The organism is Pseudomonas sp. PA-7-1E, from assembly GCF_021605325.1.
Lineage (GTDB): Bacteria > Pseudomonadota > Gammaproteobacteria > Pseudomonadales > Pseudomonadaceae > Aquipseudomonas > Aquipseudomonas fluorescens_BV.
This window is the reverse complement of the sequence record NZ_WKFA01000003.1, coordinates 69,355-90,758: the sequence shown is the minus strand read 5'-3', so window position 1 is coordinate 90,758 and position 21,404 is coordinate 69,355. Positions and strand designations below refer to the sequence as shown.

Here is a 21,404-nt window from a genome sequence, read left to right as displayed (position 1 = left end):
TGGCGATGCATCCCAATGATGATGACCGCACCCAGTTCATGCCGCGCCCGGGTGGCCGAGAACCTGCCCCCGCGCGTGCCGAACCTGCGCCGCTGTCGATGCCGGCTGCGCCGATCCTCACCGGCAAGAGCCAGGGCCTCAACCCGCTGGAAAGTGCCGCCGGCCCGTTGCTGGCGTTGTTGACGCGGTTGCGCAACACCATCGCCCATCCCGCGCCGGCCAGCCTGCGCGCGCAGTTGCTGGCGTACCTGCGCCAGTTCGAAGAACGCGCCGAAGCCGCCGGTGTGGCACGCAATGAAGTGCTGTTGGCCCGTTACGCGCTGTGCACTGCCTTGGATGAAGCGGTGCTGAGCACGCCGTGGGGCAGCACCAGTGACTGGGGTAAGCAGAGCCTGCTGATCACCGTGCACAACGAAGCCTGGGGGGGCGAAAAGGTTTTCCAGTTGCTTGACCACTGTCTGCAAAGCCCACGGGAACGCCTGTACCTGCTGGAGCTGTTGTACCTGTGCATGTGCCTGGGTTTTGAAGGGCGTTACCGGGTGATGACCGACGGGCGCAGCCAGCTGGAAGCCTTGCGCGAACGCACCGCCGCAGCGATACGCAGCGCCCGTGGCGAGCACGAGCGTGAGCTGTCGCCGCACTGGCGCGGTGTGACCGTGGCCCGTGATCGCCTGGCGCAATTCATGCCGCCATGGATTGCCGTGGCGATTGGCTTGGCGCTGCTGTTGGCGTTGCTGTTCGGCCTGCGCCTGAAGCTGGCCTCGGACGCCGAGCCGGTGTTCAAGAATATTCATGCCCTGGGCGAGATCCCGGTGCAGGCCATCGACCGTCCGGTGGCGCAGCCCAAAGTGATTGAGCGCCCACGCCTGGCCGGGTTCCTGGCCGATGACATCAAGGCCGGCCGCGTGGCGGTGGAAGACAAGGTTGACCGCTCTGTGGTGACCATTCGTGGCGATGAGCTGTTCGCCTCGGCCAGCTCCAGCATCGTCGATGACTACCAGCCGCTGATGCTGCGCATCGCTGACGCCATTCGCAAGGTCAAGGGCCAGGTGCGTGTCACCGGGCACAGCGACAACCGCCCGATTGCCACGTTGCGCTTCCCGTCCAACTGGGCGTTGTCCGAAGCCCGGGCCAAGTCGGTGCTGGAGATTCTCGCGGCCAAGACCGGCCAGGCCGAGCGCTTCAGTGCCGAAGGCCGCAGCGACACGGAGCCGTTGGCCACCAACAGTACTGCCGAAGGCCGTGCCCGCAATCGTCGGGTTGAAATCACCGTATTGGCGGAGGGCGTCGAGTGAAGGCGTTTTTCAGTTTCATGATTCGCTGGGTGATCCCCGTGCTGGGCCTGATTGCCCTGAGCCTGATCATCTGGTTTGTTGGCCCGCTGCTGGACGTGCTGGTGCCCGAAGGGCGCCGTTGGGCGCTGATCGTGCTGGTGTTTGCGCTGTGGGTGGCCTACCGCGTGTTCCGCATTATCCAGGCCCGTCGCCAAGCCGCCGAAGTGATGCGCAGCCTGGCCGCAGAAACCCCGGTCGACCCCAACAGCGTTGCGACCGCCGAAGAGCTGTCCACGCTGCGCCAGCGCATGGACGAAGCCCTGGCACTGCTGAAAAAGGCCAAGCTGGGCGGCGATGAGCGCCGCAACCTCTACGAGTTGCCGTGGTACGTGATCATCGGCCCGCCGGGCTCGGGCAAGACTACCGCGCTGGTCAATTCCGGGCTGCATTTCCCGCTGGCGGCGCAATTGGGTGCCGGTGCGGTGCGGGGCGTGGGTGGTACGCGCAACTGCGACTGGTGGTTTACCGACCAGGCCGTATTGCTCGACACCGCTGGCCGCTATACCACCCAGGACAGCAACTCCACGGTGGACAAAGCCGCCTGGCTGGGCTTTCTCGACTTGCTGAAAAAGCAGCGTTCGCGCCGGCCGATCGACGGGGCGTTTATCGCCATCAGCCTCTCGGATCTGCTGCTGGGCACCGACGCCGAGCGCGCAGCCCATGCCGCCGCGATTCGCCTGCGCATCCAGGAGTTGTATACGCAGCTGGGCGTGCGTTTCCCCATCTACCTGATGCTCACCAAGCTCGACCTGGTGCCGGGCTTCATGGAGTTCTTCGACAACCTGAGCAAGGAAGAGCGCGCCCAGGTGTGGGGCATGACCTTTGCCCTGGACGACGGCAAAAACAGCGACAGCCCGCTGGCGCACCTGCAAAGCGAGTTCGCGGGCTTGGAGCAGCGTCTCAACGAACGCCTGGTCGAGCGCTTGCAGCAGGAACGCGACCCGGCACGACGCGACCTGATCTACGGCTTCCCGCAGCAGTTCGGCGCGCTGAAAGATTGCCTGCAAAGCTTCCTCGAAGGCGTGTTCAAACCCAACGCTTTTGAAGAGCGCGTGTTGCTGCGTGGCGTGTACTTCACCAGCGGCACCCAGGAAGGCAGCCCGATTGACCGCCTGATCGGTGCCATGGCCCAGAGTATGAACCTGGACCGCCAGCACCTGGCGCGCCAGAGCGGTACCGGGCGCAGTTACTTCATCGAAAAACTCTTCACCGCCGTGGCCTTTGCCGAGCGTGGTTTGGTGGGTGTGAACCCGAAGGTCGAACGGCGTCGCAAGTGGATTGCGCGTGGAGTGCTGGCGGCCACCGTCGCGCTGGTGGTGGTGGTCAGCAGCCTGTGGTGGGTGAGCTATCGCGCCAACCAGGCGTATATCGCCCAGGTCGATCAGAAGGTCGCGCCCCTGGGCCAGACCGTACAGAACCTGAGTCCGGCACAACGGGAAGTGCTCGCCGTGCTGCCGTTGCTCAATGCGGTGAAGAACCTGGCGGGGGATTCGCCGAGCTGGTCCGAAGGGCTGGGGCTGTACCAGGGCGATATGCTCGAAGCCGAGTCCGCCAGCGTGTACCGCAAACTGTTGATCGCCGTGTTCGCGCCACGCCTGGTGACGCGTATCGAAGAGCAACTGCACGGCGGCGGTAACTCGGACTTTCTCTACGAGGGCCTCAAGGCTTACCTGATGCTCGCCGACACCGAGCATTACGACCCCGACTTCATCAAGGCCTGGATCGCCCTGGACTGGGACCGCAACCTGCCCCGCGACCTGCCGGCCGACCAGCGTCAGGCCCTGGCCGGGCACTTGCAGGCGCTGTTCGAACGCCACCCGCCGAGCGCACGCCTGGACCCACGGCTGATCGACGATTTGCGTCGGCAGTTGCAGCAATTGCCGGTAGCCCAGCGCGTGTACGACCGCGTCAAGCGCCAGAAACTGCCCGAAGGTATCCCGGACTTTCGCCTCAACGAAGCCGCCGGTCGCGATGCCGCGCTAGTGTTCAGCCGCAAGAGCGGCAAGCCGTTGGGTGAGCCGTTGAGTGGTTTCTTTACCGCCAAGGGCTATCGCCAGGCGTTCTTGCTCAGCAGCTTGAACCAGACCGGCACCCTGGCCGAAGAGCAATGGGTGCTGGGCCATGAACAGGCCGACCAGCAGAACGTGGTGAGCCTGGCCGCCGACGTGCGCCGCTTGTACTTCCAGGATTACCAGCGCCAGTGGGACGCGTTGCTCGCCGACATCGACTTTGTGCCGATCACCAGCGTGGCCCAGGCCGCCGATGTGCTGCGGGTGATTTCCGGTCCCACCTCGCCGCTGAAAAAGCTGCTGGTGGCGGTTGCCAGGGAAACCGACTTGCAAGCCGAAGAACGCCAACTGGCCGCCAAAGGCGTGCCGGTGGAAGGCGGCGTGGACAAGCTCAAGGAACGCCTCGGCAGTTTGCTGGGCGATGCGCAACCGACGGCGAATGCACCGGCACCGGCGGATGATCCGGTGACCGCGCACTTTGCCGAACTCAACAGCATCGTCAGCAAAAACGAAGGTGAACCGGCGGCCATCGACGGCCTGCTGTCGGACATGAATGCACTGTATGTGCAGGTCAGCGCCATGGTCGGTGCCAGCGGCGATGCCTTGCTCGGTGAGGCCAAGAACCAGGCGGCGGCTGCCGCCACGCGGGTTAGCCTGAACGCCGAGCGTCAGCCGCCGCTGGTGCAGGGCATGGTCAAGTCAGTGGTCAATTCCACCACCAACAGCATGATGGGCGGGGTGCGTAACCAGCTGAACGCGGCCTGGGTCAGTGAGGTGGTCAACGTGTATCGCCAGTCGTTGGCCGGGCGTTACCCGATGTCGCCGGGCAGTGCGCGGGACGCCACCCTGGATGACTTCGGCCAGTTCTTCGGCGTGGGCGGGGTGATGGACAACTACTTCCGCAAATACCTGCAGCCCTATGTGGACACATCGGCACAGACCTGGCGCTGGCAACCTGGGGCGGCGCAGAAGCTGGGGATTGCTCCTGGCGTGCTGCAAACCTTCCAGCGTGCGGCGTCGATTCGGGACGCGTTCTTCCGCTCCGGTGGCACCCAACCCATCGTGCGTTTCGAACTCAAGCCGGTGTCGATGGACCCTACCATCACTCAGTTCCTGCTTGACCTGGACGGCCAGCAATTGAGCTACGACCACGGCCCGAGCCGCCCGGTAGCGATGCAATGGCCGAACCCCGGCAGCATTGGCGTGGTGCGTATTTCTATCATGCCGCCGTCGGCCAGTGGTCGCTCCGGCATCACCCTGGACGGCCCGTGGGCCTGGTTCCGTCTGCTGGAGCAATCAGACCTCACCGCAGGCAACTCGCCGGACCGTTTCAACCTGCGCCTGCGGGTCGATGGCGCGAGCATCGCCTACGAGTTGCGCGCCAACAGTGCGTTCAACCCGTTCAAGAGCCGCGTGCTCAGCGGCTTCAGCCTGCCGGAGCGGCTATGACGGCCCTGGGTTTCTACGGCAAGTTGGCCAGCCGCGGGGACTTCGTCAGCCGCGCCTTGCCCCAGAGCTTTATAGGCCCGTGGGACAGCTGGCTGGCAGCGGGTTTGCTCGCCAGCCAGAACAGCCTCGGCGCTGACTGGCTGAATGCGTACCTGGTCAGCCCGTTGTGGCGCTTTGTGCTGGCGCCGGGCGTGTGCGGGCCGGATGCGGCGGCGGGCGTGGTGATGCCGAGCATTGACCGGGTCGGGCGGTATTTTCCGCTGGCGGTGGTGACCTTGCTGGATCACGACACCAACCCGGCGTCGCTGGTGGGCGGTTCGGACGCCTGGTTCGAGCAGGCTGAAACCTTGTTGCTCAGCACCCTCGACAGCGGCGCGACCTTCGAAAGCTTCAACGCCGGGCTCGACGAGTTGGGCGTGCCGGCCAGCGAGCCGCGGGCGGTGGACAGCCGTTTCGCCGGCCTGCAAAGGGTGGCAGCCACCGTGCCGCACCAGCGTATGACCGCACTGGCCGAACAGGCGTGCGAGGGCGCAAGCCTGTGGTGGGGGCGAGGTTCGCAGCGTATCTCCCCCGGTTTATTACGGTGCCAGGGCCTGCCTGCCGCCAGCGATTTTGCGCAGTTTTTGCTCGGACAAGAAGGTGTGGTGTAGATGGGCGTGACGTACGAATCCGCGAGCAAAAGCCATGTGGGCATGGTTCGCCAAGTCAACGAAGATGCCTTTCTGGACCTGCCGGAAAACCGCTTGTGGGTGGTGGCCGATGGTATGGGCGGGCACGCGGCGGGGGACTATGTCAGCAGCCTGATCGTCGATAGCCTGCGCCATGTGCCGCTGGGCCGCTCCCTGGACGAATACTCGGCGGCGCTGCGCAATGACCTGCTGCGCATCAACGCGGCCGTGCGCGAAGAAACCGCCAACCGTGGCGTGACCATGATGGGCAGCACCGTGGTGGTGTTCGCCGCACGCGGCTTGCGCGGGGTGTGCCTGTGGGCCGGCGACAGTCGCCTGTACCGCTTGCGCGACGGCGTGCTGGAAAGCATTTCCCGCGACCACAGCTACGTACAAGACCTGCAAGACAGCGGCCTGCTCAGCGAAGCCGACGCCCGCACCCACCCGCGCTCCAATATCGTCACCCGCGCCATTGGCGTTGAGGCCCAGTTGAACGTCGCCTCGGTGGACCTGTTGATCGCTCCCGGCGACAGCTATTTGCTGTGCAGTGATGGCCTCAACAAGACCGTCGAAGACCATGAAATCCGCGACGTGCTCAGCCATGACGCGCCGGATGAAATCGTGCGCAGCCTGGTGCACTTGGGGCTCAATCGCGGCGCACCAGACAACATCACCACCCTCGTCGTGAAGGTCTCGTCATGAACATCGTCATCCCGGGTTATGACATCGAAGGTGAGATTGGCGAAGGCGCCATGGCCAGCGTGTACTTGGCGACCCAGCGCTCGCTGGAGCGCAAGGTGGCGTTGAAGGTGATGGCGGCAGCGCTGGCGGCCGACCCGAGTTTCTGCGAACGCTTCCTGCGCGAGGGCAAGACGCTGGCGCGTTTGTCACACCCGCACACGGTGACCATCCATGACATCGGCAACGTCGGTGAGCTGTATTACATGGCCATGGAATACTTGCCCAATGGCACGCTCAAGGAGCGCATTGCTGCTGGGCTGACCCCGGAGCAGGGCGTGACGCTCATCCGCCAGATTGCCTCGGCCCTGGGCTATGCCCATGCCCAAGGGCTGGTGCACCGCGACGTCAAGCCGGCGAACATTCTGTTCCGGGCCGATGGCACGGCGGTGTTGTCGGACTTCGGGATTGCCAAGTCGCTGGACGATCGCACCCAATTCACCCAGGCCGGGTTTGCCGTGGGCACGCCGAGCTACATGAGCCCCGAGCAGGCGCGGGGTCAGGAGATCGATGGCCGCGCCGACCTCTACGCGCTGGGCGTGGTGCTGTATGAAATCCTCGTCGGCAAGCTGCCTTACAACGGCACCGATGCGCTTTCCACCGCTCTGGCGCACTTGACTGAACCCTTGCCGGAATTGCCGGTGCATCACGGGCGCTACCAGGGTGTGCTGCGCAAGTTGTTGGCCAAGGACCCGGCGGAGCGTTATCCGGATGCGGCAGCGTTGTTGTTGGCGCTGGATCAACTGCCTGCTGATGAATCGGATGCCACGCTGGTACGGCCGCTGCCGATTCCATTGAGCGTTGATCTGGCGGGCATCACGCCTGTCACCATCGACATTCCGACGGATAAACCGCAACCGCAGCCAATAGTGCGTCAACCGGTGGTCACGCCGACGCAGCACAATGCTCCGTCCGAGCAGCGCCGTGGGCCGGTATTGGCCTTGGCCGCTGTGGCGGTCGCCGTCGCGTTGGCCATTGGCGGCGCCAGCTACTGGTGGTTGAACGGCGGCGATGAACCGGCCAAGCCGCCAGCCGCCGTGGCGCCCAAGGTGACGCCGCCCGTGGCTGTCGCTGAAGTGGATGGCGGTCAGCGCCCGTTGCTGATGGCAGGCAAGAAAACCTTGTTCCAGCGTGTACTCAGCAAACCCGGCGCCCAGCTTTCAGTGGACGCTGGGAGCCCGCCGGGTAGAGCGCTGCCGGCGTTTTCCGTGCTCTACGTGTATCAGCGCAAAGAAGTCGATGGCAGCCCGTGGGTGCGCGTCGGCGCCGCTACCGATGGTCGCAGCGACGGTTGGCTGCCGGCCTCCCAGGTCAGCGACTGGAAACAAAGCCTGGTGCTCAAGTTCACCGAGCGCTCAGGCCGGGCGCCCGTGATGTTCCTGCGCCAGCCCGGTGAGGTGGAAAAACTACTGGCTGACCCTGCTGCAGCGAAAAGCGCCTTGGCCAAGGCGCAGAACAACCGAGAAGACAACCAGCAAGTCCTGGCCCTGGAACCCACCGCCAGCGCGGTGCCGCAGAACCAGTTCTACCTGTTGCCGATCTTCGATTCCAAAGAGAGCTTCGACGACAACGGCCAGCCGGTGCAGTTGCTCAACGTGGCCTCCATCGACCCAGGCAGCCGCGCCGCTGCCAGACCGGCCAGCCCGACGCTCAGCGCGAATGCCGACGCATTCCGCACGGCGGTGGTGCTGGTGGTGGACACCACCGTGTCGATGCAGCCCTACATCGACCAGATTCGCGACGTGGTGCATGAGCTACAAACCCGCATTGCCGAGCGCGGCGAGTTGGACAGCGTCAGCTTCGGCATGGTCGGCTTTCGCAGCAGCATCCAGAAAACCCCGGGCCTTGAGTATGTCGCCAAGACCCTGATCAGCCTCGACCAAGGTCGCGACCCGCAGCGCTTCCTGGATATGGCGCGCCAGGTCAAAGCGTCGACGGTGTCCAGCCACTCGTTCAACGAAGATGCGTTTGCCGGGGTGATGCAGGCAGTGGACGGCATGGATTGGTCCGGCTACGGCGGGCGCATCATCCTGCTGGTTTCCGATGCCGGCGCGCTGCGCAAGAACGACCCGTTCGCCGCCACCCAGATGAACGAAGCGGAAGTGCGCCAGGCGGCGCTGGGCAAGCAGATCAAGATCTACGCGCTGCACCTGCGCACCGATGCCGGCAAGAAAACCCATGCCGGCGCCGAGAGCCAGTATCGCGTCCTCACCGCCGACGCCAACCCGCAGATCGGCGACCTGTACACGCCGGTGCCAGGGGGCGATGTGCGCAAGCTGGGTGAGCGCGTCGATGAGATCGGCACGGTGTTCGCCAACCTGGTGCATCAGGTGCGCAGCAACACGCCGCAGCCCGTGCCGTTGCTCAGTGCCGCGCCGAGCCTGGCGGACAAGTCCGCCGCCGTCGGCTATGCCATGCACATGGACTTTCTCGGGCGCAAGACCGCGAGCCAGGCACCGCAATTGGTCAGCGCCTGGACCGCTGATCGTGACCTAACCAACCCGGCGCTGCCAGCGTTCCAGGTGTGCGTGATGTTGACCAAGCTGCAACTCAACGACCTGCAACAATCGTTGAAGTTGATCGTGGATGCAGCGCGCAAAACACAAAGCTCGCCCAAGGATTTCTTCCAGGAGATCGCCAGCGCCTCGGCCTATATGAGCCGCGACCCGCAGGCCCTGCGCAAGGGCGGCAACCTGGCTGACGGCGGCCTGCTCGGTGAATACCTGGAGGGCCTACCGTACCGCAGCAAGTCGCTGAACATGACCCAGGACCTGTGGTTGTCATTGAGCGTGGCCGAGCAGGAAGACTTTATCGACGAGCTGGATTCGAAAATCCGCCTGTATGAAACCTTCCATAACGACGTGGCCAACTGGGTCCGTTTCGGCGATGCCGAACCGGGCGATGCGTTGTATCGCGTGCCGCTGTCGACGCTGCCGTAATGTTGAACCTGAGCGCGGTGCACAAGAGCCGGGGCGTCGGTAGCCAGCGCTACAGCCTGGCGATCCCTGCGTTGCAGCTGGGCGCGGGTGAACAACTGGCAATTGTCGGCCCCAGTGGTTGCGGCAAGAGCACCTTGCTCGACCTGCTGGCGCTGGTGTTGGCGCCGGATCAGGTGGGGCAGTTTGCATTCAACCAACACGACGTCGGCGCGCTGTGGCGTGCCGACCGGCAATCGGCGCTGGCCGCGTTACGCAGCCAGCACTTGGGCTATGTGCCGCAGACCGGGGGGTTGCTGGGGTTTCTGGACGTGCGCGGCAATATCGCGCTGTCGCGCCAACTGCTGGGCTTGCAGGACGACGGCCGCGTGGCGCGCCTGGCTGAGCAGTTGCAGATCAGCGATCAGTTGGCCAAGCGCCCGGCGGCGTTGTCGGTGGGCCAACGCCAGCGGGTCAGCTGTGCGCGGGCTCTGGCCCATGGGCCGCAACTGGTGCTGGCTGATGAGCCGACGGCGTCCCTGGACCCGCTCAACGCCGAGCGCGTGATGCAGGCGCTGCTGGCCCAGGCCCGCGAACACCGTACGGCCTGTGTGATCGCCACCCATGACGAACCGCTGGCCCGCGCCAGTGGCTTGCAGGTGCGGCGTATCAGTTGCCAGCGCGACCCAGACGGCGGCGTCACCGCAACCCTCGGGGAGGCGTGCTGATGCGCATCGGCCTGGTTGCTTCGCTTGCGTGGCAGGACTACCGCAACGATGGGTGGCTGTCGGCCTGTTCGGTGTTGGCATTGGTGGCGGTTATCGCGCCATTGCTGGTGTTATTCGGGCTGAAATTTGGACTGGTTAGCAGTTTGACCGAACGCTTGGAGACCGACCCCGCCAGCCGTGAAATCATCCCGTTGGGCGGTGGTCGATTCAGCGCGGCGTTTATCGCGCAGCTGGGTGAGCGCAGCGATGTCGCGTTTGCTGTGCCGCGCACACGGCAGATTGCGGCCACGGCGCAGGTGGGCACCTTGACCCTGGAAATGCTGCCGACTGCCGCAGGCGACCCGTTGTTGGCAGGCTTGCCGATGCCCCACGGCCTGGACCAGATCGTGCTCAGCCATACCGCCGCCGAAAAGCTCGCGGCAAGGCCCGGTGATTGGCTGGAAACCAGCTTTGCGCGGCAAGTGGCGGGGCGCGTCGAGGCCCAGCGCACGCGGTTGCAGGTGCTGGCGGTGTTGCCGCTGGAGGCCTTCGCTCGCGAGGGCCTGTTTGCCGATCTGGCGTTGCTGGAGGCAGCGGAAGATTACCGCGATGGCCGTGCGGTGCCGGCGTTGGGTTGGGCCGGTGAAGCGGCGAGCGTGAGTGAACAGCGTATCTACCCGGCGTTTCGCCTGTATGCGCGCAGCCTCAATGATGTGGAACCGTTGCGGGTGTATTTCGCCGAGCAGAACCTGTTGGTTTCAACCCAGGCGCACACCATCGCTCAAGTGCAATCGTTGAGCCGCAACCTGTCGATTGTGTTCTGGATCATCGCCGGGTTGGCGTTGGCCGGGGCGTTTGCGGCGATTTTCGCGGGCACCCTGGCGGCGGTGGCGCGTAAGCACCGTGAACTCTCGGTGTTGCGCCTGCTGGGGTTTTCCACCGCCGCGTTGTTGCTGTTTGTGCTGCTGCAAGCGCTATACAGCGCGGGTTTTGCCGCTGTGCTCAGCGTTGGGCTGTATGGCCTGGCTGAGGCGGCGTTGAACAAGCTTTTTGTGCAGGTGCCAGGCGAGTACGCCAGCCATCTGTTGGCGCGCCATTACGGCCTGGCCCTAGTGGCGGTGCTCGGCGTCAGTGCCGTGGCGGCCGCCTGTGGTGGTTGGCGGGTGGCCCGTATCCAGGCTTCTGAAGGAATCAGAGATGTATAAATTACTGGGCGCCTGCGTGGCGCTGAGCCTGGCCTCGCTGGCCTGGGCTGATGAAGCAAGTGACAAGCTCGACAACCCCAAGCCGTTGCCGGACGACGTGAGCCTGCCGCTGCCCTGCGAAGGCAACATGGTATTCCGCTACGCCTACATTCTGGCCCAGGGCACCCTGGATGACCGTGAAATCAGCCTGGGCTACCCCTTTGCCGAAGGCGAGGCGGGTTATCAGCAGTCGTTTATTTCCGGTTACCGCCGCGACTTCATCAACGGCCAGTTCACCCTCAAGGACTTGCCCAAGGACTGGAGCAAGGTCATCGCGCCGCAGATGCCGAAGACCGACGCCAAGACCCCGCTCAAGCCCATGCTGTACTTCATTGGCAAATACGAAGTGACTGCTCGCCAATACGCCCAGGTGATGGCCCAGGCGCAGTCCCTGGCCAGCGGCGAACCGGCGCCGGCGTGTGAGGCGCCCACCGGTATGGCCGGACGTTTGCCCAAGGTGAAACTGTCGCGCTTTGAAGCCGAGCGTTTTTCGGCGGTGTACAGCGCCTGGCTGATGAAATACCACCGCGAACTGCTGCCGGTGAGCGGGCGCGGTGCGTCGGCCGAAGACGGTGGCCTGGGTTTTGTGCGCCTGCCCACCGAAGTGGAGTGGGAGTACGCCGCACGCGGCGGCCAGGCGGTGAGCCGCCAGGACCTGGAAGGCCGGCTGTATCCACGGCGCGCCGAGGGCAGTGAAAGCGATGGCCCGCTGGCCGATTACGCGGTGTTCAACCAAGTGGCTGGCGGCACCGGCCAGGCGGCGCGGTTGATGCCCATCGGCACCAAATTGCCTAACCCCATCGGCATGTTCGACGTGATCGGCAACGCCGCGGAAATGGTCCAGGAATCCTTCCAACTGGTACACGCTGGCCGCCGCCAGGGCACCTACGGCGGCTTTGTGGTCAAGGGCGGCAACTACCTGGAAGGCGAGGGCACGTTGTTCACCGGCATGCGCCGCGAATACCCGCTGTTTGCCGCTGATGGCACCGAGCAAAGCAACGAGACCACCGGTTTTCGCGTGGCGATTGGCGCGTTGTCGGCGCCGCGCTCGCGCTACAAGGAGCTGTTCGCCCAGTGGCAGAAGGAAGGCCGCCTGGCCGCGCTGACCGATGCCATCGACGACGCCCAGGACCCGACCAAACGCCTGGACAGCATCATCGCCGCCAGTGTCGATCCCAAGCTGCAAGCCGAACTGGGCCTGGTCAACGAAGAGCTCAAGCGCAACGTGTCGCTGATCGCCCAGCAACGCGAAGAAGCGGCGGGCAATTTGATCCAGTCGGCGGCGTTGGTGGCCGAGACCATCAGCAACTACAACATCCGCCTGGCCAACCTGCAGAAGAGTCGCCAGCAGGCGGTGGACAGCAAGGACGAGGCCAGCACGCAGCTGTTCGACATGGCCATCACCAATGGACGCAGCGCGTTGGACGGCGCGGTGGCGATTTACATCGACAACCTGGCCACCGGCACGCGCTACACCGATGCGGTGATCCAGGCGCAGTTTCAACGGATCAAGGAAGAGTTGGATCGCAAGCCAGTGCTCGGCAAGAGCCTGGTGACGCGCGCGACACTGTTCGTTCGCCATGTTGGCAACTACCGCAAGCAACAGCGGGCCGACCCGGCAACGATCTTGAAGGAATTGCTCGCAGCGAGCGGTCAGCGGTCTTGATCGTTGGCTGTCTAGCGAGCTTGGAAGGGACTCAGGCGGCGGTGGGCCGTGCTGGGCAAGTCAAACTTAACAGAGATCACATCTATGCTTTTTTCCCGTAAGGCGGTTTCCAAGCGTCACCTGCTGCTGATCGCAGCTGGTTTCAGCACCGTGTTGACTGGTTGCGCTACGTCGCCTGCGTCCAAGGTGGCGTCGAGCACCAAGGTCGAGTACTACCCCAACTGCTACGAGCCGGTGCAGCACCTGCGCGCCACCGATTCGGACATGACCAAGTCGGTCGTCACCGGTGCCGCGATCGGCGCGGCCGGCGGTGCCCTGCTGGGCGCGCTGACCGGCGACAAGGACAGCCGTGGCCGCAATGCCGCGATCGGTGCCGCAGGCGGCGCCCTGGCTGGCGGTGCGGCGGGTTACTACACCGAGCGCCAGAAACAGATCACCGATGACAACCAGCGCATCGCGTCCTACTCCACCGACTTCAACAAAAGCGCCTCGGACATCGACCGCAGCACCGCCTATGCCAAGGCGTCGCAGCAGTGCTACCAGAGCGCATTCACCAAGCTGGTGGCTGATCGCAAGGCCAAGACCGTCAACGACACCGAAGGCCGCAAGCGCCTGGCGGAAATCGTCGCGGGCCTGAAGGAGTCCAATGACCTGATCGTGACGGTCAACGGCAAAGCCAGCGAAGACCTGAACAACTACACCCAGGCCTACGAGAAAGACCTGCAACAGGTCGGCGTACAGCGCAGCGATGTGGTGACCGTGGCCACCGCCGATACCACGCCAGTGGTCGCTCCGGCCAAGGGCAAGAAAGCCGTCAAGCCAGCCAAGAAGCCGGTTCTGCCGACAGTGCCGAAAGAAGCGGTCACCACCGAACGTAGCATCCAGACCGTGCAGGCCAAGCAAGCTGAAAGCAAGCAGGTCGCCAGTGCGGGCAAGACCCAGATCGAAGCAACCTGCCGCAATCCAAACCTGGCCGACTGGGCGCCAGTGCCTTGCCCTAACGTTTAAGTACTTGTTGCTATAAGCGTTAAACGCCAACCGATCTGCGCCTAAAGCGCGAGATCGGTGGCGTTCCTTTTGCAAATCGTTACACTGCTGCGGCCACTCCAATAAATACACCGAGGCCGTGTGCATGAAATTTCGTCTTCTCCTGTGGGTGCTGGGCCTGATGATGGGCAAAGCCAGCCGCACCAACCCCGCCTTCCAGCAGCAACTGGGTGACAAAGACCTGGCCTTCCAGCTGCAGACCCTCGACGGCAAGGTTGCCCGTCACTTCATCGTCAAAGACCAGCGCATCACCAGCCGCTCAGGTGTCCACCCGGCGCCGGCCTTCGCGATTGCCTTCAAGGATGCCGCCTACGGCTTCGCCACGATGCAGGCGAAGAACAAGCAACTGGCGTTCATGACGGGGATTCAGGACAAGTCGATCCAGATCAAGGGCAACCCGGCACTGGTGATCTGGTTCCAGGGTCTGACCAAGTATTTGAAGCCGAAGAAAAAGAAGTAGGTGGTCAGGTAGTCCGAGTTGAATTCATCGCAGGCAAGCCAGCTCCCACAGTGACCGCGTTCCAACTTGGAAATACGGTCAACTGTGGGAGCTGGCTTGCCTGCGATAGCGGTTTAACAGGCGGTGGGCTTACCCCTGGCTGAACTGCGAAGCCAATTCGCGCAACAGCACTTCGGCATCCAGCACTTTACCCACCACGTCCTCGGCCTTCTCGCGGCTCAGGCCCAGGCGCTCAAGCAACGCGTCGGGAATGGATTCATCCGGCCCGGAGCCAATCCCCCGGCTGCGCAACAGGCGCACCGCCAGGCACACCAGGTTCGGATACTCGGCGTATTGCCCGTCATACGTGGGATCGTGCTGGAAGCGCAGGGCGGTGCACAGTTCGTCCGGCATGTCCCAGTAGCGCATCAGCCAGGCGCCGATCTGTTCGCGGCTGATGCCCAGCAAATGTTGCTCGACGTAGCTGTGGCACAGGTGCGGGTTGACCTCCAGGTGGCGGCAGATCAGCGAGAAGTGCGGCGGAAACACGTGGGCCAGCAGCAGGTAGCCGAAGTTGTGCAGCAAACCTGCCAGGTAGGTCAGGCCGGCTTCCGGGCGTTGGGCGCGGGGCATGGCGCGGGTCAGGCCCTCGATCACGGCGGCGGTGTAGATCGACTGGTGCCAGTACGGCGTGGACAGGTGCGGGCGGTCCTTGGGCAGGCTCAGGGTTTTGCCCAGGGCCAGGCCCAGCGCCAGGTTGATCACAAGATCAAAGCCCAGCACGCGCACGATGGCGTCTTCGACTGAGCGGATCTTGCCCGGCGAGGCGTAGTAGGGCGACGCGGCCCAGCTTACGACCTGGGCGGCAAGGGCCGGGTCGGTTTCCACCACGCCAGTAATGTCGTCGATGGTGGCGTTGGGATCCACGCGCAGCTTGATGATCTTCTGCGCCGTGTCGGCCAGCGGCGGAATTTCGATGGTCGCTTCCAGGCGTTGCTGGATACGGCGAGCGGTGAAGGCTTGCATCGCCTGGGTGATTTCCTCGCGGTCATCATTGGGGCGGTCGAGGTTCGGACGGATGTTGCTCAAGGGCTCACCGAACTGCGCGGCGCTGGCCTTGGTGAGCAGGCTCTTGAAAGCGTCGGTGGGGATTTCCAGCAACAGCCCGGCTTCGCCCGAATGCACCAGCAGGCTCGGCTCATTGAGCAAGCGGCCTTCGTACAGGCACGGCGAACTGGTCAGTGGCGGCAAGCCCGGCAGCAGGCTCAGGTCATGCTTGCCCAGCATGCGCTCGACCCGCTCGGGGGCGACAGCCGTGAGGCGGCGACCGGTGAGTTCGGCGAGGCGGTTGAGGTCCAGCAACTGGCTTTGGGGGAACAGCACCATGAGCGCGCCAACCGCATCTTCAAGCAACACCGCCTGGACCTTTCGGGCAGGGTTCAGGCCAGGCTGTTCGATGACTTCCGTGTAGGGGATGGCGAGCTTTGCGAGCAGCGCCCGAATGACCGGCGGGGCGGTCAGTGGGGCTGTGGCGAGGGCAACTTCTGACATGGCCTGATCCAATTTCTTACATTCATTGGAGTATAACCAGCTTGATACGGGTGTTGGTCGGATAAGTGGCGTTTGTGATGAGGTTGGCGGTGTGCTGATTACCCTGTAGGAGCGAGCTTGCTCGCGAAGACCTTCCTGGCGGCGCCGTCATCGTTGGCGTTTTTCGCGAGCAAGCTCGCTCCTACAGGGAAGAGGTCAAACCTGGCCGTATTGCTGGCCGTGGCGCAGCCAGCGGTTGAGCAAGGGGCTGACGTGATCGGGCCAACGCTCGAGCAATGCTTGCGCAGCATCGCGCACGGCGGGCAGCAGGTCGGCATCGCGCATCAGGTCGGCGACCTTGAATTGCAGCAGGCCGGTCTGGCGCGTGCCGAGCATTTCACCGGGGCCGCGCAGTTCGAGGTCTTTTTCGGCAATGACAAAACCGTCGTTGGTTTCGCGCATGATGCCCAAGCGCTGGCGACCGATCTGCGACAGTGGCGGATGATAGAGCAGCACGCAGTGGCTGGCGGCACTGCCCCGGCCAACCCGCCCGCGCAATTGGTGCAGTTGCGCCAGGCCCAGGCGTTCGGGGTTTTCGATGATCATCAGACTGGCGTTGGGGACGTCCACGCCCACTTCAATCACGGTGGTAGCCACCAGTAATTGCAGGTTGCCGGCCTTGAACTCGGCCATTACCGCGGCTTTTTCCGCCGGTTTCATACGGCCATGGATCAACCCCACCTTGAGCTCACCCAAGGCACTGGTGAGGTCTTCATAAGTGGTTTCGGCGGCCTGGCAGGTCAGTTCTTCGGACTCTTCGATCAGGGTGCATACCCAGTACGCCTGGCGGCCTTCGGCGCAGGCACCGCGCACGCGCTCGATCACTTCGACGCGCCGGGTGTCGGTGACCAGCACGGTGTTGACCGGCGTACGCCCCGGCGGCAGCTCGTCGAGGATCGAGGTGTCGAGGTCGGCGTAGGCGCTCATGGCCAGGGTGCGTGGGATCGGCGTGGCGGTCATGATCAACTGGTGCGGGTTCATGCGCCCGCCCACGCCTTTCTGGCGCAGGGCCAGGCGCTGTTGCACGCCAAATCGGTGCTGTTCGTCGATGATCACTAGCGCAAGGTTCTTGAACTGCACTTCGTCCTGGAACAGCGCATGGGTGCCCACCACCATCGGTGCGCCGGCGGCGATCTGCTCCAGGGCGGCCACGCGGTTCTTGCCTTTGAGCTTGCCAGCCAGCCACGCCACCTCCAGGCCCAGCGGTTCGAGCCAGCGCTTGAAGGTGATGAAGTGTTGTTCGGCGAGAATTTCCGTCGGTGCCATCAGCGCCACTTGATAGCCAGCTTCCAGGGCTTGCAGGGCGGCCAGGGCAGCGACCACGGTTTTGCCTGCCCCTACGTCACCCTGGATCAACCGCAGCATCGGTTCTTGCTGGCTGAGGTCGTAGGCGATTTCATTGCCCACGCGCTGTTGCGCGCCGGTGGGCGCAAAGCCGAGGTTGGCCAGGTATTGCGCAGGCAGCCGCGTGGCTCTGGGCATCGCCGGGGCGCGCAGGGAACGCATGCTTTCGCGCAGGCGTTGCTGGGACAGCTGGTGCGTGAGCAGTTCTTCAAAGGCCAGGCGATGTTGGGCCCAATGATGACCGAGGGCGAGTTCGTCCACATCGGCATCGGCGGGCGGGTGATGCAAATACCGAATCGCATCGGCCAGGGGCGCCAACTGATAATCGCGGGCCAGCTCCAGGGGCAGCCAATCGGGCAGACTTTGCGGGCCAAGCATCGTCAGGGTTTGCATGCACAACTGGCGCAGGCGTTGCTGGGTCAGGCCCTCGGTCAGCGGGTAGATCGGCGTGAGCGTGGTGTCCACCGGTGGCGGCTCGTCGCCGGTAATGGCGCGGTATTCCGGGTGGTAGATTTCCAGGCCCGATGCGCCAGGGCGTGCCTCGCCGTAGCAGCGCACGCGGGTGCCACGCTTGAGGCCTTCCTTCTGCGCGTTGCTGAAGTGGTAGAAGCGCAGGCTCAAGCCGCCGGTACCGTCCTGCAGGCGCACCACCAGGCTGCGGCGCTTGCCCATCACCACGTCGGCGCCACTGACGGTGCCTTCGATCACCGCGTCTTGCCCAGGGCGCAAATGGCCGATGGGCACCACGCGGGTGCGGTCCTGGTAGCGCAGGGGCAGGTGGAACAGCACGTCCTGAAGGTTCTCCAGGCCGACCTTGGCCAGCTTCTCGGCCATGGCCTCACCGACACCCTTGAGTGCCGTCACCGACACCTGCGACAGCTCAGTCATACCGTGGCTTAGCTCGCAACGGGCGGCTTGGCCACCGAACACAGACGGATCGAGTCCGCGAGGATCTCAATCGCTTTGGGGCGCGGGAAGCTGGCGCGCCAGGCAATCGCTACGGTACGGAACGGCACCGGCGGCGTGAGTGGGCGCACTTCGATCACGCCCTGGGCGTAGTGATGGCTGTCTACCGCAGACAGCGGCAGGATCGAGATACCCAGGCCGGAAGCGACCATATGGCGAATGGTTTCCAGGGAGCTGGATTCCACCGTGGTGTGCTTGGCGCCGTCGTTGCCCTTGGTCAGGGTCGGGCAGGCTTCCAGCACCTGATCGCGGAAGCAGTGGCCTTCACCGAGCAGCAGCAGGCTCTTGTCGTTGAGCAGGCCGGCGTCGATGGTGTCCTTCTTGGTCCACGGGTGGGAGGCCGGCATCAGCACGTAGAACGGCTCGTCGTAGAGCGGCAGGGTCAGCACGTCCGCTTCGTTGAAGGGCAGGGCGATGATGATCGCGTCCAGCTCGCCGTTGCGCAGTTTGTCGCGCAGCACGTGGGTGAAGTTTTCTTCGATATACAGCGGCATCTGCGGTGCGACGCGATGCAGTTGCGGGATCAGGTGCGGGAACAGGTAGGGGCCGACCGTGTAGATCGCGCCGACCTTGAGCGGCGCGGTCAGCTGGTTCTTGCCGGCCTGGGCCAGTTCGCGAATGCTTTGCGCCTGCTCCAGGACCTTCTGCGCCTGGGCAACGATGCCTTCGCCCACCGGGGTGAGGCGCACGGCGCTCTTGCTGCGCTCGAAAATCAGCACACCGAGTTCGTCTTCAAGCTTTTTCACACCCACCGACAGCGTCGGCTGGCTGACGTGGCAACGCTCGGCGGCATGGCCGAAGTGCTGTTCTTGGGCGAGGGTCACGATGTAGCGTAATTCTGTGAGAGTCATAGCGGGCGTCCATGAGGTTGCGGGCCAAGCATACCGGCTGCAATCGATAGACGCACGTTATCAGAACTTTGCTGGGGATTGAGTGGGGAATATCGGAATTTTACTGAGGTATTAAAGCGAATGTGGGAGGGAGCAAGCCCCTCCCACAGTGCTCTCTCAGCGGCGACGCTTGTCGATGTTGTAGACGAACGGCGCGACCAGTTCGACGCTGCCGTTTTTCAACAGGTCTGCCGGTGGCTTGGGTAGCGGCTGAGCCTTGCGGATCATCTCAAGGGTTGCACGGTCCAGGTCGGCGTTGCCGGAGCGGCCTTCCAGTTCGTAGGACAGCACATTGCCTTCGCCATCGACCACGAAGCGCAAGCGGTTCATACCTTCCTTGCCACTGCGTTGGGCGCCGGGCGGGTACTTCTTGTACTTCTGCAGATGCGCCAGCAACGTGCTTTGCCAGGATGCCTGGGCGGCCAGCTGCTGTGCCGACGGGCCCGGTGTAGGCTGGGCGGACTTCTGCGCAGGTGCGTTGCTCGGCGGCGTTTCGCTCGGCGGCTCCTCGGAAGGTTTCTCCTTGGGCGGCTCGGGCTTCTTCTCCACCGGTTTTGGCGGTTGTGGCTTGGGCTTGGGCTTGACCGGCTTGGGCACCTGGATCGTTGGCTTGGGCGCCTCGGCCAGCTTCGGCAGGGGCAGCTCTTCGACCGGTGGCGGCGGCGGCGCAACGACCTTGGGCGGTGCTGGAGGCGGCGGCGGTGCTGGCAGCGGCGCCAGGTCGATGACCATGGCGGCGGGTGGCAGCTGGATCGCCTGCGGCGCGGACCATTGGAGCGCGATGATGATCGCGACGGCATGCACGCCCAGCACGACGGCGAGGCTGGTGCCATAACGCGTCAGTTTGTGGCGCGTCGTGATCATTTCTTGGCTGCCGTCTCAAGTCCGACCAGGCCTACCTTGAGGTAGCCGGCTGCCCGCAGGGCATCCATCACGCTCATCAGGTCGCCATAGTCCACGCCTTTGTCGGCCTGGAAGAAGATGGTCGTGTCTTTCTTGCCTTGGGTCTTGGCATCCAGCACCGGGCCCAGGGTTTCGGCTTTGACCTCTTCTTCGCCCAGGAACAGGCGTTGGTCCGCCTTGACGCTGAGGAAGATCGGTTTCTCTGGCCGCGGCGCCGGCTTGGCGCTGGACGCGGGCAGGTCCACCTTGATGTCCACGGTCGCCAGCGGTGCCGCCACCATGAAGATGATCAGCAGTACCAGCATCACGTCGATAAACGGCGTGACGTTGATTTCGTGGTTCTCGACGAGTTCGTCGTCGCCTTGATTCAAATGCAGGCCCATGGCCGATTACCCCACTTTCACCATGTGCGGTTGCGAGCTGCGCTCGGTAGGCAGGTGATCGAGGTCACGGCTGACCAGCAACAGGACTTCAGCCGATGCATCCGATACCTGAGCCTTGTAGCCGGCAATCGAACGGGCGAAGACGTTGTAGATCACCACCGCAGGAATCGCGGCAACCAGGCCCAGGGCGGTAGCCAGCAGGGCTTCGGCGATGCCGGGGGCAACGACGGCGAGGTTGGTGGTCTGGGTTTTGGCGATACCGATGAAGCTGTTCATGATGCCCCACACGGTACCGAACAGGCCGACGAAGGGTGCGGTGGAGCCGATGGTAGCGAGTACGCCGGTGCCGCTGCTCATGTTACGGCCGCAGGCGGCAACCAGGCGCTCCAGGCGGAAGCTGACGCGCTCCTTGATGCCTTCTTTTTCGCGGGTGTTGGCCGACAGGCGCATTTCTTCGAGTGCGTCGTGCACCAGCAGGTTGGCCAGGGTGCCCTTCTTGGTCGCGGTTTCGCTCGCTTCCTTGAGGGTGGTGGCTTTTTTCAGGTGGACGATTTCAGCGCGCAGACGACGCTTGGCGCCCAACAGCTCGAAGCCTTTGGCAATCCAGATGGTCCAGGTGATGATCGAGGCAATGGCCAGGCCGATCATTACGGCTTTCACCACCACGTCAGCATTCTGGTACATGCCCCATGGCGACAAGTCGTGGGCCATGCCCAGGGTGTTGTCTTCTTCCAGCACCACGCCGGTTTCGTCGGCAGGTGCGGCGGCGCCGGCGGCCTGGGCCGGGTCGGTGGCCACTGGCGCGACGGCAGGCGTTGCCGCAGTAGCGGCATTTTGCTCGGCAGCTGCCGGAGCGGCTGGGGCAGTGGCGTCAGCGAATGCGGCGGTCGGTGCCAGCAGTACGCTGAACAGCATCGCAGCAATCGCACGCCAGGCGCGGGAGGGGCTGTGAAGCTTGGTTGGCGAAGCGGGGGTTGTATGACGTGTCATGCTGGCCGGACCTGAGAGAAAAAATGGGTGATCGTCCTTCCAGACCATTTAGGGTCGAGGACAAATGGGCGGTTATTATTGCAAGTAATTCTTGTTAACTAAAGTGGCACTGTTACTTTATT

16 protein-coding genes are annotated in these 21,404 nt (G+C 64.0%); 10 read left to right on the top strand and 6 right to left on the bottom strand.

Features of this window, described 5'->3' with window-relative positions; translation table 11 throughout:
- Positions 1–5 precede the first annotated feature (5 nt).
- The 10 genes from GIW79_RS03025 (at position 6) to GIW79_RS02980 (ending at position 14,237) form a co-directional block, all read left to right on the top strand.
- Positions 6–1,295: a DotU family type VI secretion system protein gene (locus GIW79_RS03025; RefSeq protein WP_056790884.1), complete on the top strand. Its 1,290-nt coding sequence runs from the start codon at positions 6–8 to the stop codon at positions 1,293–1,295.
- Positions 1,292–4,792, top strand: a complete 3,501-nt coding sequence (gene tssM / locus GIW79_RS03020; protein WP_096144018.1) for a type VI secretion system membrane subunit TssM — start codon at positions 1,292–1,294, stop codon at positions 4,790–4,792. The genes GIW79_RS03025 and tssM overlap by 4 nt, the downstream gene beginning before the upstream one ends.
- Positions 4,789–5,442 carry a type VI secretion system-associated protein TagF gene (gene tagF, locus GIW79_RS03015; RefSeq protein ID WP_014720494.1) on the top strand — a complete coding sequence of 218 codons (654 nt, stop codon included), beginning with the start codon at positions 4,789–4,791 and terminating at the stop codon, positions 5,440–5,442. Before tssM ends, tagF begins: the two co-directional genes overlap by 4 nt.
- Positions 5,443–6,162, top strand: coding sequence for a PP2C family protein-serine/threonine phosphatase (locus tag GIW79_RS03010; protein ID WP_054919746.1), 720 nt, complete (start codon positions 5,443–5,445; stop codon positions 6,160–6,162).
- Complete coding sequence (locus GIW79_RS03005) at positions 6,159–9,137, top strand: serine/threonine-protein kinase (protein ID WP_236452625.1); 2,979 nt, start codon at positions 6,159–6,161, stop codon at positions 9,135–9,137. The genes GIW79_RS03010 and GIW79_RS03005 overlap by 4 nt, the downstream gene beginning before the upstream one ends.
- Positions 9,137–9,841, top strand: coding sequence for an ABC transporter ATP-binding protein (locus GIW79_RS03000; protein WP_034129102.1), 705 nt, complete (start codon positions 9,137–9,139; stop codon positions 9,839–9,841). The genes GIW79_RS03005 and GIW79_RS03000 overlap by 1 nt, the downstream gene beginning before the upstream one ends.
- Positions 9,841–11,025: an FtsX-like permease family protein gene (locus tag GIW79_RS02995; protein ID WP_236452623.1), complete on the top strand. Its 1,185-nt coding sequence runs from the start codon at positions 9,841–9,843 to the stop codon at positions 11,023–11,025. The genes GIW79_RS03000 and GIW79_RS02995 overlap by 1 nt, the downstream gene beginning before the upstream one ends.
- Positions 11,018–12,730 carry a formylglycine-generating enzyme family protein gene (locus GIW79_RS02990; RefSeq protein WP_181124479.1) on the top strand — a complete coding sequence of 571 codons (1,713 nt, stop codon included), beginning with the start codon at positions 11,018–11,020 and terminating at the stop codon, positions 12,728–12,730. The genes GIW79_RS02995 and GIW79_RS02990 overlap by 8 nt, the downstream gene beginning before the upstream one ends.
- An 84-nt stretch (positions 12,731–12,814) precedes the next feature.
- Positions 12,815–13,738 (top strand): type VI secretion system-associated lipoprotein TagQ, encoded by a 924-nt coding sequence (tagQ, locus tag GIW79_RS02985; RefSeq protein ID WP_003195532.1) that lies wholly within the window; start codon positions 12,815–12,817, stop codon positions 13,736–13,738.
- Between the two features lie 124 nt (positions 13,739–13,862).
- Positions 13,863–14,237 carry a hypothetical protein gene (locus GIW79_RS02980; protein WP_003195530.1) on the top strand — a complete coding sequence of 125 codons (375 nt, stop codon included), beginning with the start codon at positions 13,863–13,865 and terminating at the stop codon, positions 14,235–14,237.
- A 129-nt stretch (positions 14,238–14,366) separates the two neighbouring features.
- On the opposite strand, the gene GIW79_RS02975 is transcribed toward GIW79_RS02980, so the two are convergent.
- From GIW79_RS02975 to exbB, 6 genes are all read right to left on the bottom strand, one after another.
- Positions 14,367–15,767 (bottom strand): aminoacyl-tRNA deacylase and HDOD domain-containing protein, encoded by a 1,401-nt coding sequence (locus GIW79_RS02975; protein ID WP_032894530.1) that lies wholly within the window; start codon positions 15,765–15,767, stop codon positions 14,367–14,369.
- Positions 15,768–15,962: 195 nt separating this feature from the next.
- The gene (gene recG, locus GIW79_RS02970; protein ID WP_034129255.1) at positions 15,963–18,038 is read right to left on the bottom strand and encodes an ATP-dependent DNA helicase RecG; all 2,076 of its coding nucleotides are present in this window, start codon (positions 18,036–18,038) and stop codon (positions 15,963–15,965) included.
- Between the two features lie 8 nt (positions 18,039–18,046).
- On the bottom strand, positions 18,047–18,967 hold the full coding sequence (locus GIW79_RS02965) for a hydrogen peroxide-inducible genes activator (protein ID WP_003195523.1): 921 nt from the start codon (positions 18,965–18,967) through the stop codon (positions 18,047–18,049).
- 156 nt (positions 18,968–19,123) lie between these two features.
- Entirely contained in the window at positions 19,124–19,870 is a 747-nt protein-coding gene (locus GIW79_RS02960) for an energy transducer TonB family protein (protein ID WP_003195521.1), read from the bottom strand.
- On the bottom strand, positions 19,867–20,292 hold the full coding sequence (gene exbD / locus GIW79_RS02955) for a TonB system transport protein ExbD (protein ID WP_003195519.1): 426 nt from the start codon (positions 20,290–20,292) through the stop codon (positions 19,867–19,869). Before exbD ends, GIW79_RS02960 begins: the two co-directional genes overlap by 4 nt.
- 6 nt (positions 20,293–20,298) lie before the next feature.
- Complete coding sequence (exbB, locus tag GIW79_RS02950; RefSeq protein WP_034129097.1) at positions 20,299–21,282, bottom strand: tonB-system energizer ExbB; 984 nt, start codon at positions 21,280–21,282, stop codon at positions 20,299–20,301.
- Positions 21,283–21,404: the final 122 nt, after the last annotated feature.

Coding starts and splice junctions, on each gene's coding strand:
- GIW79_RS02975 (WP_032894530.1), bottom strand. CDS start 15,767: ATGTCAGAAGTTGCCCTCGCCACAGCCCCACTGACCGCCCCGCCGGTC.
- GIW79_RS02995 (WP_236452623.1), top strand. CDS start 9,841: ATGCGCATCGGCCTGGTTGCTTCGCTTGCGTGGCAGGACTACCGCAAC.
- tagQ (WP_003195532.1), top strand. CDS start 12,815: ATGCTTTTTTCCCGTAAGGCGGTTTCCAAGCGTCACCTGCTGCTGATC.
- GIW79_RS03025 (WP_056790884.1), top strand. CDS start 6: ATGCATCCCAATGATGATGACCGCACCCAGTTCATGCCGCGCCCGGGT.
- recG (WP_034129255.1), bottom strand. CDS start 18,038: ATGACTGAGCTGTCGCAGGTGTCGGTGACGGCACTCAAGGGTGTCGGT.
- GIW79_RS02990 (WP_181124479.1), top strand. CDS start 11,018: ATGTATAAATTACTGGGCGCCTGCGTGGCGCTGAGCCTGGCCTCGCTG.
- GIW79_RS02965 (WP_003195523.1), bottom strand. CDS start 18,967: ATGACTCTCACAGAATTACGCTACATCGTGACCCTCGCCCAAGAACAG.
- GIW79_RS03000 (WP_034129102.1), top strand. CDS start 9,137: ATGTTGAACCTGAGCGCGGTGCACAAGAGCCGGGGCGTCGGTAGCCAG.
- GIW79_RS02960 (WP_003195521.1), bottom strand. CDS start 19,870: ATGATCACGACGCGCCACAAACTGACGCGTTATGGCACCAGCCTCGCC.
- exbB (WP_034129097.1), bottom strand. CDS start 21,282: ATGACACGTCATACAACCCCCGCTTCGCCAACCAAGCTTCACAGCCCC.
- exbD (WP_003195519.1), bottom strand. CDS start 20,292: ATGGGCCTGCATTTGAATCAAGGCGACGACGAACTCGTCGAGAACCAC.
- tagF (WP_014720494.1), top strand. CDS start 4,789: ATGACGGCCCTGGGTTTCTACGGCAAGTTGGCCAGCCGCGGGGACTTC.
- GIW79_RS02980 (WP_003195530.1), top strand. CDS start 13,863: ATGAAATTTCGTCTTCTCCTGTGGGTGCTGGGCCTGATGATGGGCAAA.
- GIW79_RS03010 (WP_054919746.1), top strand. CDS start 5,443: ATGGGCGTGACGTACGAATCCGCGAGCAAAAGCCATGTGGGCATGGTT.
- GIW79_RS03005 (WP_236452625.1), top strand. CDS start 6,159: ATGAACATCGTCATCCCGGGTTATGACATCGAAGGTGAGATTGGCGAA.